The organism is Halogeometricum sp. CBA1124, from assembly GCF_009741955.1.
GTDB lineage: Archaea > Halobacteriota > Halobacteria > Halobacteriales > Haloferacaceae > Halogeometricum > Halogeometricum rufum.
The window spans coordinates 1-11112 of the sequence record NZ_WPCD01000122.1; the positions used below are offsets into that span (position 1 = coordinate 1).

The following is an 11112-nucleotide window of genomic DNA, read 5'->3' on the forward strand; positions in this document are numbered from 1 at the left end:
GAGGAGAGCGGCGACGACGGCGACGACAGTAGCGGGCCCAAACGCCCGACTGCACTCGGAAGTCGAGACAACTTCTGGGGCAGCTAGACGGCGATACCTCGCCGCGCCGCGCGACGGACAGTCACATCCTTCGACTCTCGATTTCGACGCCAGCGCGACGATACAGTTTTTTGCGACCGGCAGGCGTACGCTCGGTCATGCACGACGCGGACAGCGGCCGGGACGTGCGAGGCGACGGCGGCGACGTTGACGCCGCGAACATCCTCGCAGAGACCGGGTTCGACCCCGAAGACAGCGTCCTGACCCGCCGACAGGCCGAGGTGCTGGCCCTCCGCGAACGCGGCGTTCGGCAGTCGACCATCGCGGACCTCCTCGGCACGTCGCGCGCGAACGTCTCCAGCGTGGAGTCGAGCGCGCGCCGGAACGTCGAGAAGGCGCGCGAGACCATCGCGTTCGCGGAGGCGTTGACCGCGCCCGTTCAGGTGGCCGTCGAAGCGGGGACGGACCTGTACGAGGTGCCGAAACGGGTCTACGACGCCTGCGACGAGGCGGGGGTGAAGGTGAACTACACCGCGCCGGACCTGATGAAGATAGTCGCCGACGACGCGGGGGACGCCGTCCACGGCCGCGAAATCAGCGAGTCGCTCCTCGTCGGCGTCACCAGTAGCGGCGACGTGCGGGTCCGACAGTCGACCGAAGAGTGACCTAGAACTCGCCGCGGCGCTTCAACTCGTCGACGAGCGTTCGCACGTCCTGCGCGCGGTCCTTCGGGACGACCAGCACCCGGTCGTCCCACGAGACGACGGCGAGGTCCGAGACGCCGACCAGCGAGACGTGGACGTCGTCGCCGGCGACGACGTTGTCGGCGGCGTCCAGCGTCCGGACGGTCACGTCGCCGACCGAGACGTTGCCGTCGTCAGCGCTCTCGCCGCCGCCGTCGCCGTCTCGCACCCGGTCGAACGCGTCCCACGACCCGAGGTCGTCCCACTCGAACGACGCCGGGACGACGACGGCGTTGGCCGTTCGCTCCATCACGCCGTAGTCGACGCTCACCGCCGGAACGCCCTCGAACGCGCGTTCGGGGTCGACGCCAGCCGCGAGGTCGGCGACGAGGTCCGAGAGCGGCGAGTCGCGGGCCGCCGCGAGGAGGGCGTCGGGCGTCCACGCGAAGATGCCCGCGTTCCAGTAGTGGCCGGCGTCGACGTACGCCCGGGCCGTCTCGGCGTCGGGTTTCTCGTGGAACGCCGCGACGGGCGCGTAGTCGCCGCGCGACGCGCCGGGTTCGATGTAGCCGTAGCCCGTGTCCGGGCGGGTGGGTTCGACGCCGAACGTGACGAGTGCGTCCGTCTCGGCCGCGACGCGGGCGCCGCGGCGCATCACGTCGGCGAACGCGCCGCCGACGCGGTGGTCGCTGGGCAGGACGACGACGACACAGTCGCCGACGGCGTCGCGGATGCGGTGCGTGGCGTAGACGAGTGCGGGACCGGTGTCCTTCGCGGCGGGTTCGACCACCACCTCGCGTCGGGCGCGTGGTCGGGCACGTCCGCGGCGAACGCCGGACGGGTGGAGACGAACACCTCGTCGGCCACGTCGCGGGCGCGGTCGACCGTTCGAGCGAGGAGGGAGTCCGTCGCCGAGGAGCGAGAGGAACTGCTTGGGGCGGTCCGAGCGACTGGCGGGGTACAGTCGGGACCCGGTGCCGCCCGCGAGGACGAGTGCGACGACGGGCCGGTCCGTCTCTCCGACTACCACGTCTCGACGACCCCGCTTCGCACGTCCTCGGCACAGCCCTCGCAGTCGGGGTGACCGGTCTCGAAGCACGCGGGACGGCCGTCGGCGCGACGGCGACGGCGCGTCGTTCGGCGTGCCGACGGCAGACGAGGCGGACGCGGCCCTCCTCGTCGCGCGGGAGGGCGGCGTCGGCCGCGTCCCCGTCGCCTCTGCCGTCGTCGTACGCCCGTTTCGCGCGGGCGTACTGCCGCCCGGCGGCGCGGAACTGCTCCCGTACGAATCGTTCGAGACGGTCGTCCATCGCTACTCGGCCGTGGGAACGCCGAGGCTATAGGTCCGTTGGTGGCCGAAAACGGGGGGCTGGAGGGTGCCGAATCCGCGGGTTTGGAGCCCACAGGCGCGCGATTTCAGTTTCAGAGCGCACGTAACCTTATTAACCATCGCGAGCCAACCGGCGTATGCCTCCCAATGGAAACCAAGGTGGAGGCGAGTGAAACCATGTCAGACCTGCGAACCCACGCAGAGGAGATTGCCGAGCAGTTTTCAGACCATCTGGAGGTCGACGCCGACGACGTCGAGGAGCGACTGCAGAACCTCGTCGACGAGTACCGGGTACCCGTCGACGAGGCGCGTCGCTCCGTCGTCAACAGCTACCTCGACGAGGCGGGCCTCGAACGCGACGAACTGGGTCGCGGCGGGAACGACGAGGTCCACCTCGCGGACATCGACCAGGACGAACAGTGGGTCGACGTCACCGCGAAAGTCGTCGAACTGTGGGAACCCCGAAGCGAGTCCATCTCGCAGGTGGGGCTCCTCGGCGACGAGTCCGGGCGGATGAAGTTCGTCTCCTTCACCACCTCCGATCTGCCGGAGTTGGAGGAGGGGGCGGTCTACCGCCTCGGGAACGTCGTCACCGACGAGTACCAGGGCAACTTCTCCGTCAAACTCAACCGGACGACCAGCATCGAACAACTCGACGAGGACATCGAGGTGGGCGACGACGCGACCACCGTCGAGGGCGCACTCGTGGACATCCAGTCCGGGAGCGGCCTCATCAAGCGCTGTCCCGAGGAGGGCTGTACGCGCGTCCTCCAGAACGGCCGCTGTAACGAACACGGCAACGTCGAGGGCGAGTTCGACCTGCGCATCAAGGGCGTCCTCGACGACGGCGACGAGGTCCACGAGGTCATCTTCGGCCGCGAGATGACCGAGGAACTCACCGGCATCTCGCTGGAGGAAGCTCAGGAGATGGCGATGGACGCACTCGACACCACCGTCGTCGTCGACGAGATGCGCACGGACCTCGTCGGCGCGTACTACCGCGTCTCCGGCCCCGAACTGGGTCGGTACGTCCTCGCCGACGACACCGAACGACTGACCGAACCGGCCGACGCCGAAGCAGTCCTCATCAAAGCGAGGTCGATCTAAATGAGTTCCAACGAAGTCCCCACCCGAGAGGTCGCCCGGCGAGTGTTCGCCGAAGAGTTCAACGACGCGAGTTACACGTTCAAGGAGTCCGACGACGAACGCGCGCCGGTGTACCTCCTGCTCCCGACGGGAGAGAAGGCCAACCGCATCTTCCTCGTCGGCACCCTCACCGAGAAGGAGGACGTGGGCGAAGACAACGAGTACTGGCGGGGCCGCATCGTGGACCCGACGGGCACGTTCTTCGTCTACGCCGGGCAGTACCAGCCCGAGGCCGCGAGCACGCTCCGCGACCTCGAAGCGCCCGCGTACGTCGCCGTCGTCGGCAAGCCACGGACGTACGAGACGGACGACGGCAACGTGAACGTCTCCGTCCGGCCGGAGTCCATCAACGTCGTGGACGCCGCGACGCGTGACCGCTGGGTCGTCGAGACGGCCGAACGCACGCTCGAACGCATCGAGCGGTTCGACGACGAGGGCAACGAGTACGGCCGCATGGCCCGCGAGGAGTACGACCTGCCCACCGACCGCTACAAGAGCGCCGCCGTCTCCGCGTTGCAGAGCCTCGACGAGTCCGACGGCGACGAACTCGGCGGCGACGCCGACACCGCGTCGCCCGAACCCGGCGCGTAGACGGACCGCCGACGCGACTCCGTAACGGCGCCGTCGGTTCCTGCGCCGCCAGCGGCGCCGGGACCGACGCTGCGTCCCCCGAACGCCCGTTTTTCCACCCCGTGTCTGACGAAGCATTAAGTAGGCCGGCGAGACAACGTTGGGACGATTCATGGGCAACAAGAACAAGACAATCTCGTTCCGCGTCAACGAGGACGCGTTCGAGACGCTCCGGGAGATAGCCGAGGAGCGGGACATCTCGCTGTCGGCCGTCTTCCGGGACTACGTGGACACCCTCGTTGCCCACGACGGCCAAGTCCAAGTCGTTCCGGAGCACGAACTCGAACAGATGGACGGGGAGGAGTCGAAGTCGTTCCCGCCGAAAGTCCAGGTGCCGAAGAGTTTCATCCGGGAGCACGAGCGTCTCGAACTCGAAGCTGACCACCTGCGCGAACAGCTCGAAGAACACAAGCGCTACGTCAACTACCTCCGCGAGCAGGTCGAAGACGAGGAGGAGGAGGTCATCCAACTGGAGGACCTCGACGCCGACGCGGACGAACCGTCGTTCCGCCTCGGCTGACGCCGACCGCGCTTTCGTGCCGTCGCCCGTCTGCCGCCGCTACCCCGTGAGCGCCTGCCGTGCCTCGCGGGCCTTCTGTGCCATCTCCTGGTCGCCCTCCACGTCCGAGAGCGTCTCGACGGCTTCCAGCGTCCGGACCGCGTCGTCGAGGAAGGAGAGCACGTCGCCGGGATAGGCGTACACCATGTACTCGTCGCCCATGACGTCCACGATGGCCTCCGGGCCGAGGCCCTGCGCCCGGAGTTCGAGGAGGTACTGCACGAACTGCCGTTCGGGGTAGCCGGTGTACAGGTCGTCGGGGTTCTCCGGGTCGAGGAAGTCCTTCGCGAAGTCGAGCAGTCTGTCGCGCGTCGCCGAGTCGACCTTCGAGAGGCCCTCTCCGGAGTAGAGCACGTCCATCGTCGCGCCCTTGAACGCGCCCTTGGGGATGTTCACGTCCAACTGCGAGACGATTTCGCGGTGGTTCTTGAGGTATATCTTGTCCGTGATGGCCACGGTTGCCTGCTCTAGTCCGGTCGGCGGCAAAAGCGTCTCGGTGGGTTTCGGCGTGCGAGGCGGGCACACGCCCGGAGAGAGTCGTAACGTATTTCTGTGGCTCGTGGTTACCTGAGGGTGCGTGTCCGGGTTAGGGTAGTGGACTATCCTTCAGCCTTGTGGAGGCTGAGACGCGGGTTCGATTCTCGCACCCGGACCTTTCTGCTGCGAACAACGTGAGCAGGCGAAAGTCCGTACTGCGAGAATTGAACCACGCGAGACGAACGGCGTGAGTCTCCCGCCGGGGTCGATGCTCGCACCCGGACCGTCTTGCGACGCGCTCGGAGCAGTGGGTCTCGTTCTCGCTTGGAGTCGGGGAGCGGAACTGGTCGAGGGGCGAGTGAGCGCTCGTGCCGACGGCCCGTTCGGCGGCGGAACCGGAGTTCGGACGGCGAAACCGAACAGGGCCGTACGAGACTCCGGACGTGTCGATTACGTCTGCCTGTCGTCCACCGGTTCGCCCCGGATCATTCGTTCGGACCGGTCGAGGGTATCGAGATACGCCCGCTTCGTCGGCTCGTCGCCTCCCTCGGACGAGAGGAGGGCGGTTATCCACCGTGCCGTGGTGGTCGGACCCCACCGGTCGAACACGTCGGTCAGGTCGACCGCATCGCTGTCGGATAGTTCCGCCAGGACGAACCGTGCGAGTGCGCCCTCTGGCCGGTCTGGGAACCGTTCGCCGAGCGTCGAGAGGCCGGCGACGACCGCCGGGTCCGTCTCCAGCCCACAGAGCGCTATCGCTCGGGCGACGTCGTCCACCATCGTCTGCTCCGCTAAGGCCTGCGTCTCCGAGTCCATCGGTTCGGTGATTCGGAGTTCGACGGAGTCGGTGAACACGGCCGATTCGGAGGTGTCGGGGTGATAGCCGACCCGCAGTTCGTACGAGCCGACGGTGTCGAAGGTGAACCCGTCGGACGCGTAGAACAGGAACAGACCGGACTCGATAAACTGTCCCGCCGACAACTCGACCGTCCGGGGCAGGCTGTCGACGGTGATGACACCCCGTAGCTCGTTTCGTTGCCCGCTCGGGTCGGTACACTCGACCAGAACGTCGCCCTCGACGAGGTTCAGCCGATTGCTGACCGTCACCGATTCGGAGCCCTCGTTGCGGATCCGTAACGCAGGGAGGACGAATTCGCCGCGGGCTTTCGACTGCGGAACGTTCGTCAAACGAGCGCTGATATCAGGCGTCATCTGTCTCGGTGTCGCGGCGCGTTCGGAAGTCGGTCAGTACGTCTCGTGCGTCCTCGACCTCTGCTGCGTCGTACCTGTCTAGTGCGTCGAAGCGGTCGATCAACTTGTCGAGGACGGGGGCGTCCGTCTCGCCGGGCGGTGTTACGGCGGTTGCGACGCGCATCGTCTCGAAAGCGGAGCGATCCTGCACGGCGAGTTCGAGGAAGTAGCTCGCAGTGTCTCGGTCCGAGTCTCTGAGGACCCTCCCTCGTCGGACGTCTCGAACGTCCCGCGAGTAGGCGTTCGAGAGGACCACGGACGCCGCCGTGCCGAGGTCGGTGGTAGTGAAGTCCTCGGCGAGCGACCTGAGCCTGTCCTCCGCGCCGGCGTCCACTCCGAGATCTCCGACCGCGATGCTTCGGCCGACGCCTCGTTCAGTCCGAGGGTGCTGAGGTCGAGGCTATCCTCAGAGAGCGGTGAGTGAGTGAGAACGTCGGTCGAGGGGCTTCGAAGCGTCCGGTCGCCGAGGTCCAGTTCCGCCCACAGCGTGTACGGACCCGGCCGGTCGAAGGTGAATCCCTGATTCGTGTACAGGAGCTGTACCCGGCCGGTGAGTCGCTCGCCGGGGTTCAGACGGGTCGTCTGCCGGTCCGTACAGAAGCGAACGACGTTCCGGGGCGTGGTCCGTGTCCCGTCCGGTGACCGCACGTGGAGGCTCAGATAGTCCTCGGTGATGTTGAGCGCCGACGTCACGTCTCGAGGCTCGTCGGTGGGGTTTTCCACCGTGACGTCCACGATAACCAATTCCCCGGGAAACACCGTCTCGGGGAGGTTCAGGTCGAGTACGAGCTCATCGCTCTCCGGCGCGTCGCGGTCGTACGTCAGGTCGCTCGGGGGCGCCGGTCCGGAGCCGACGTCGCCGTGACCGTAGCCGAATCGCTTCCACCGCGGCTTGACCTGCGGGTCGGGCGAGTGAACCAGCGACGTCCTGTTGTGGTCGTGGAAGGCGAACGTCGCGACGTCGGGGAAGGGGTTCGCGGCACTCGCCGCACCGATCACGTCGCTGGTCTGGTTCATTATCGTCTTCCCGACGGGCACCTCGTGTTCGTCGGCCTCGGATGGTAGAGGTTGAACCCGTGGCCGATCTCGTGGACGGCAGTTCGGAGAAACGCGAGTGGGGTTTCGCCCAGCTTCTTTCCGCGCGCCGACTCGCGTATCCGTCGGTCGTCGGGGAGTTCCGGGTCGAAGAAGAGCGCCACTCCTTCGCGGTACGGCTCCGTATCGTCGAACATGATCCCGAGCGTGCTGTAGCGTTTCATCTCGGACCCGACGAGCAGCCAGAGCCGCCACTTGCTCGACTCCGGCGGGACCGTGCTGTGGTGGCTCTCGAGCAGTTCCCGTATCTCGGTCAGCGTCAGGTCCCGCTCCTTCGGGATGCTCGTCTCGTCGACGGTGACGGCGAACTCGATTCCGGTGTCGGAGTACACGTCGCGAAAGCGCAGCGGCTGTCTCGTGTTTCGGTCGGCCGACTCGACCCACACCCGTTCTTCCATCACGTCCACTTCGAGCAGACAGCCTCTGTAGTACGGCGCAGTCTTGTAGGCCGTGAGGTCGAACTCCGTCCCACCGACCGTCGCCGTTCCGGTCAGCCTGAGCGTGGGCTGTGGCAGCCACGAGCGCGTGACGGGTTCGGCCGACACTCGAACTCGACGCTCCCGTCGCTACGTTCCTCACCGAAGTCCTCCGCATCCGGGTCCCAGACGTACTGTCGCACGTCGCATCGAACGAGGCCCTCTCGGTACGACGCGCCCAGACTGCGAAAGTACCAGCTGTACTTCGAGTTCTCGAACTGGGGATACCAGTTGTCCCCTATCGTGAGCGAGTCGTCCGGGCGCGTGTTCGAGGCGCGTCCGTCCTCGCACGCGGGGGCCTCGACGTAGACGTCGCCCGAAATCCGGACGCGGTCGTCAGTCCGAGACTCGACCCGCATCGCGCCGTGCGTCGTCGTCGCGTCGGACGACGCCTCCCCGACCGGAGACAGCCGGAGGTACCAACTGCCGTCCAGGGCTTCCAGACTACACGGCCGGTCGATAGACGGGTCGGTGCTCGAGGAAGCGCACTCGCACTCGTCCGGTCCGGCGGACCGCGCTCCCCCCTCGTCGTAGACGAGTCGCCCCGTCCGGTCGGCCGTCGGATTCTCGGGTATCAGCGGACGCGACGGCCGCTCCCGTCCTCGCTCGGAATCGCATCGATCGGAACGCCGTTCATTGGTCTGGTGACTGTCGGGCTGTCAGTGGTCGAGGTAGGCGGTCAGGTGGTCCTCGGGAACGTCGCTCCCGGCTCCTTTCACCGCGCTGTTGATGCTGGTCGCCATGACGTCGAAGAACACCGAGTACCGCGTGATCAGGTCCGTGTTCTGCGTGAACGTCTCCTCGACCGGGTGGGTCTTACCGTCTATCAAGGTGTTCACCGCCCGGGACTCGAAGTTCTTCGAGCGTTCGAACTCGTCTCTGTGCTCTTCGAGACTCCTGCAGAGTTGGTCGACCGAATTCTTCATCCGGCCCATCTGGTGATGGTCCATCTCCAACAGCGCCATGATGTCGTCCCAGGTGCCGGTTCTGTCTCTGAGGCTGTTTCCGACGTCGCGTTTTGCGTCTATCTTGAGGATGTCGGCACAGACTTCAACGCGTCCGCGCCGGGGTCGGCGTCGATCATGTCCCAGAGACGCCCGCCGTAGGGGCTATCGGACGCCCGGTCTAACACCTGATCCATCTGGTCCAGCCGGTCCATCTGGTCCCGGACTTCGGGCCGGATGCCGCTGTCGTCGGGTTGGGACCGGAAGTGGGCGATGAGTTCGCTCTGGCGGTATTCGGCCTGCTTCCACTTCGACCGCGCCAGGTTCGCGTTCTCGACCGTCTGGTCGAAGCTCTCCATCGCGTTCCCGTCGCCCATACTCTGGGGGAGCGTGTTCCCCTCGATGTCTTTGGCCGCCGCGAGTTGGTACTGACTCTCCGCCTGGTAGGTGCGTGCGACCGCCTGGTGGCGGGCTGCTCCCACCTGAAGCGTCTTCATCTCCGTCGCGGGGTCGACCGACGAACTCGAGCCGAAGAAGGCGATTATACACATCGTCGCGACGCTCCTGGACTCCGCTCGGCTGTTGTTGCTGTCTGTTCTCCTGTCCCTGTCGCCTCACCGTTTACCATCGTTCACACCCATCCTGCTATATGTTACCATTCCACATAGCACCTAGAATGTTGACAACCCTGCATCATAAGATTTTTTCATATTTATATTTATTTCTCTAATCGGATACGTTCGCCGCGACTATCGAGGTAGCAGAGGTGCGCCGACGGTTCGGCCGACGTGACGATTGAAAGTGCTAATTACCGTAACATTATAATACTAGTTACTGTCTGTATCTCTTGTCGTTCTACGAGCCAAGTTGCGCAGTATAGTGTGTCAGCTCGCCTATCACTATCTATCTACGCAGTAGGGGTTAGTCACGGGGTCCCATAGACAAAGACGTCGAGAGGCGTCGGGGAGGCGCCTGGGAGAACGACAGATCATGACGATGCCGACACATCCGCTGGACGACGTGGGGGAGCACCGTGAGTACCACTACATCGAGTACGAGTCGAACGACGACACGGTGTCAGTCATTCAGGACTGCCAGAACGAGAGCGCGTGGCTTCAGTCCACCGTCTCCGTTCCGGTCGAACCGTAGGGGTCTCCGGGGGGAGACGCCGTCCGCCGGTCGAGGATGAGCGACCGGGGGGCCACGAACGGGAGATAGCGACGTATCGTTCGGGAACTGCGACAGAGTCGGAAGGAGTGTGTCGTTCGCGGGGAGTTCGCCCGCCGTTCGACGGCGGGGGAGCGACCGAGGCGACGGGGGGAACTTACGCCTCGCCCGCGTCGACCAGTTCCTCCCACCTCTCGACGCCCGCTTCGGCGACGGTTCGGTCCTGTTCGACGGCACCGCCGGAGGCGCCGATAGCGCCGACGACGTCGCCGTCTCTCGTCAGGGGATAGCCGCCGCCGAAAACGACGATTCGGCCCTCGTCCGTCGTCTGCAGTCCGTACAGCGAGTTACCCGGTTCGGAGGACTCGGCGAGTTCGTGCGTGGGGGTGTCGAGTGCGGCCGACGTGTAGGCTTTGTTCTTCGAGATGGAGACGGAGGCCAACCACGCGTCGTCCATTCGGTGTTGCGCGACGAGGTTCCCCTCGCCGTTGGCGACGGTGACGACCATCGGCTGTCCGATTTCGTCCGCTCGCTGCTCGGCCGCCTCGACGAGTTCCTTCGCCGTATCGAGGTCGATTGCGTAGACCATCGACTGACGGTTGCGTCAGGAGCCCGTTAGATGTTCGTGTTTTGATAAGTGATCCTACCACGACGACTTCGAATGTGTCCGATTCGTGACCGAGTGAGAGACGAGAACGTACGCGGACCGACGACCGCTCGCGCGCCTCACACTATCGGGGAGTCACGTCGTCCGCTCCGACCGTTGGTGGTGTACCGACTGCGTCACGACGGGTGCTGCGGGGTACTTCTGGCGGTACTCCTCGCGCGTCGTCACCGCGCCGGTGCAGTCGCGGCCGGTCAGGTGAGGCTCTTCGACCGATTCGACCAACCGACCGCACTCGCGGCAGGCGACGTAGTGGACGTCGGCGATTCCGTCGGTTGCGGACGCACCGTCTGACATGTACGAACAATCGTGATGGAGTTACTTAATTACGAACGGAATACCTCACCTTCCCGATAGTTTTCGACGGGCGTAACGCGCGCGGACGAGCAACGTGGGTCGGTCGTCGCGACGTCGCGGTACGGCTATCCGTCCGGGCGGCGTAGTCGGTGGCATGGACGTCGCCATCGTGACCGTCGGCAACGAACTGCTCGCAGGCGACATCGAGAACACGAACGCGACGTGGTTGGCGCGGGAACTGACGAGGCGGGGGGGCGGAGGTAGTCCGCATCGTCACCGTCCCCGACGAGGAGTCGGTCATCGCCGAGACGGTCGGCGGGTGGGCCGAGGCGTTCGACGCCGTCGTCGTCACCG

General features: G+C 65.7%; 14 protein-coding genes, 1 tRNA gene and 3 pseudogenes. 7 read left to right on the top strand and 11 right to left on the bottom strand.

The window, feature by feature from the left end:
• Positions 1 to 197 precede the first annotated feature (197 nt).
• On the top strand, positions 198 to 704 hold the full coding sequence (locus tag GJ632_RS14015; RefSeq protein ID WP_089804235.1) for a Tfx family DNA-binding protein: 507 nt from the start codon (positions 198 to 200) through the stop codon (positions 702 to 704).
• Between the two features lies 1 nt (position 705).
• On the opposite strand, the pseudogene GJ632_RS23865 reads toward GJ632_RS14015, so the two are convergent.
• A pseudogene (locus GJ632_RS23865) lies at positions 706 to 1752 on the bottom strand (mannose-1-phosphate guanylyltransferase).
• Positions 1746 to 2032 (bottom strand): annotated as a pseudogene (locus tag GJ632_RS23870) (hypothetical protein). The pseudogenes GJ632_RS23865 and GJ632_RS23870 overlap by 7 nt, the downstream one beginning before the upstream one ends.
• Positions 2033 to 2229: 197 nt before the next feature.
• On the opposite strand from GJ632_RS23870, the gene GJ632_RS14030 reads away from it, so the two are divergent.
• From GJ632_RS14030 to GJ632_RS14040, 3 genes are all read left to right on the top strand, one after another.
• Positions 2230 to 3159, top strand: coding sequence for a replication factor A (locus GJ632_RS14030; RefSeq protein ID WP_089806961.1), 930 nt, complete (start codon positions 2230 to 2232; stop codon positions 3157 to 3159).
• A complete protein-coding gene (locus GJ632_RS14035; RefSeq protein WP_089804229.1) occupies positions 3160 to 3789 on the top strand; it encodes an RPA family protein in 630 nt (209 codons plus the stop codon).
• 151 nt (positions 3790 to 3940) lie between these two features.
• Positions 3941 to 4348 (top strand): ribbon-helix-helix protein, CopG family, encoded by a 408-nt coding sequence (locus tag GJ632_RS14040; RefSeq protein WP_089804227.1) that lies wholly within the window; start codon positions 3941 to 3943, stop codon positions 4346 to 4348.
• Positions 4349 to 4387: 39 nt separating this feature from the next.
• On the opposite strand, the gene GJ632_RS14045 is transcribed toward GJ632_RS14040, so the two are convergent.
• Complete coding sequence (locus tag GJ632_RS14045; RefSeq protein WP_089804225.1) at positions 4388 to 4843, bottom strand: DUF5814 domain-containing protein; 456 nt, start codon at positions 4841 to 4843, stop codon at positions 4388 to 4390.
• 124 nt (positions 4844 to 4967) lie between these two features.
• On the opposite strand from GJ632_RS14045, the gene GJ632_RS14050 reads away from it, so the two are divergent.
• Positions 4968 to 5040, top strand: a tRNA-His gene (locus tag GJ632_RS14050).
• Positions 5041 to 5314: 274 nt separating this feature from the next.
• Here GJ632_RS14050 and GJ632_RS14055 read toward each other — a convergent pair.
• The 6 genes from GJ632_RS14055 to GJ632_RS14080 all read right to left on the bottom strand — a co-directional run bounded on the left by GJ632_RS14055 (position 5315) and on the right by GJ632_RS14080 (position 9181).
• The gene (locus GJ632_RS14055) at positions 5315 to 5971 is read right to left on the bottom strand and encodes a hypothetical protein (RefSeq protein WP_191453290.1); all 657 of its coding nucleotides are present in this window, start codon (positions 5969 to 5971) and stop codon (positions 5315 to 5317) included.
• A gap of 94 nt (positions 5972 to 6065) precedes the next feature.
• The gene (locus GJ632_RS14060) at positions 6066 to 6239 is read right to left on the bottom strand and encodes a hypothetical protein (protein WP_191453291.1); all 174 of its coding nucleotides are present in this window, start codon (positions 6237 to 6239) and stop codon (positions 6066 to 6068) included.
• Entirely contained in the window at positions 6218 to 7132 is a 915-nt protein-coding gene (locus GJ632_RS14065; RefSeq protein WP_191453292.1) for a hypothetical protein, read from the bottom strand. Before GJ632_RS14065 ends, GJ632_RS14060 begins: the two co-directional genes overlap by 22 nt.
• Positions 7132 to 7755, bottom strand: a complete 624-nt coding sequence (locus tag GJ632_RS14070) for a hypothetical protein (protein ID WP_191453293.1) — start codon at positions 7753 to 7755, stop codon at positions 7132 to 7134. The genes GJ632_RS14065 and GJ632_RS14070 overlap by 1 nt, the downstream gene beginning before the upstream one ends.
• A 590-nt stretch (positions 7756 to 8345) precedes the next feature.
• Entirely contained in the window at positions 8346 to 8651 is a 306-nt protein-coding gene (locus tag GJ632_RS14075) for a hypothetical protein (RefSeq protein WP_191453294.1), read from the bottom strand.
• Positions 8652 to 8710: 59 nt separating this feature from the next.
• The gene (locus GJ632_RS14080) at positions 8711 to 9181 is read right to left on the bottom strand and encodes a hypothetical protein (RefSeq protein ID WP_197428007.1); all 471 of its coding nucleotides are present in this window, start codon (positions 9179 to 9181) and stop codon (positions 8711 to 8713) included.
• A gap of 439 nt (positions 9182 to 9620) precedes the next feature.
• On the opposite strand from GJ632_RS14080, the gene GJ632_RS22195 reads away from it, so the two are divergent.
• Complete coding sequence (locus GJ632_RS22195; protein WP_177232512.1) at positions 9621 to 9779, top strand: hypothetical protein; 159 nt, start codon at positions 9621 to 9623, stop codon at positions 9777 to 9779.
• Positions 9780 to 9954: 175 nt separating this feature from the next.
• Here GJ632_RS22195 and GJ632_RS14085 read toward each other — a convergent pair whose 3' ends face one another.
• Together GJ632_RS14085 and GJ632_RS14090 are read right to left on the bottom strand one after the other, a co-directional pair.
• Positions 9955 to 10386, bottom strand: coding sequence for a heme-binding protein (locus GJ632_RS14085; protein ID WP_089804217.1), 432 nt, complete (start codon positions 10384 to 10386; stop codon positions 9955 to 9957).
• Between the two features lie 153 nt (positions 10387 to 10539).
• Complete coding sequence (locus GJ632_RS14090) at positions 10540 to 10758, bottom strand: hypothetical protein (protein WP_191453296.1); 219 nt, start codon at positions 10756 to 10758, stop codon at positions 10540 to 10542.
• Between the two features lie 154 nt (positions 10759 to 10912).
• On the opposite strand from GJ632_RS14090, the pseudogene GJ632_RS23875 reads away from it, so the two are divergent.
• A pseudogene (locus GJ632_RS23875) lies at positions 10913 to 11112 on the top strand (molybdopterin-binding protein); the annotation flags it as partial.

Coding starts and splice junctions, on each gene's coding strand:
- GJ632_RS14090 (WP_191453296.1), bottom strand. CDS start 10,758: ATGTCAGACGGTGCGTCCGCAACCGACGGAATCGCCGACGTCCACTAC.
- GJ632_RS14080 (WP_197428007.1), bottom strand. CDS start 9,181: ATGTGTATAATCGCCTTCTTCGGCTCGAGTTCGTCGGTCGACCCCGCG.
- GJ632_RS14085 (WP_089804217.1), bottom strand. CDS start 10,386: ATGGTCTACGCAATCGACCTCGATACGGCGAAGGAACTCGTCGAGGCG.
- GJ632_RS22195 (WP_177232512.1), top strand. CDS start 9,621: ATGACGATGCCGACACATCCGCTGGACGACGTGGGGGAGCACCGTGAG.
- GJ632_RS14015 (WP_089804235.1), top strand. CDS start 198: ATGCACGACGCGGACAGCGGCCGGGACGTGCGAGGCGACGGCGGCGAC.
- GJ632_RS14065 (WP_191453292.1), bottom strand. CDS start 7,132: ATGAACCAGACCAGCGACGTGATCGGTGCGGCGAGTGCCGCGAACCCC.
- GJ632_RS14075 (WP_191453294.1), bottom strand. CDS start 8,651: ATGGCGCTGTTGGAGATGGACCATCACCAGATGGGCCGGATGAAGAAT.
- GJ632_RS14030 (WP_089806961.1), top strand. CDS start 2,230: ATGTCAGACCTGCGAACCCACGCAGAGGAGATTGCCGAGCAGTTTTCA.
- GJ632_RS14035 (WP_089804229.1), top strand. CDS start 3,160: ATGAGTTCCAACGAAGTCCCCACCCGAGAGGTCGCCCGGCGAGTGTTC.
- GJ632_RS14060 (WP_191453291.1), bottom strand. CDS start 6,239: ATGCGCGTCGCAACCGCCGTAACACCGCCCGGCGAGACGGACGCCCCC.
- GJ632_RS14040 (WP_089804227.1), top strand. CDS start 3,941: ATGGGCAACAAGAACAAGACAATCTCGTTCCGCGTCAACGAGGACGCG.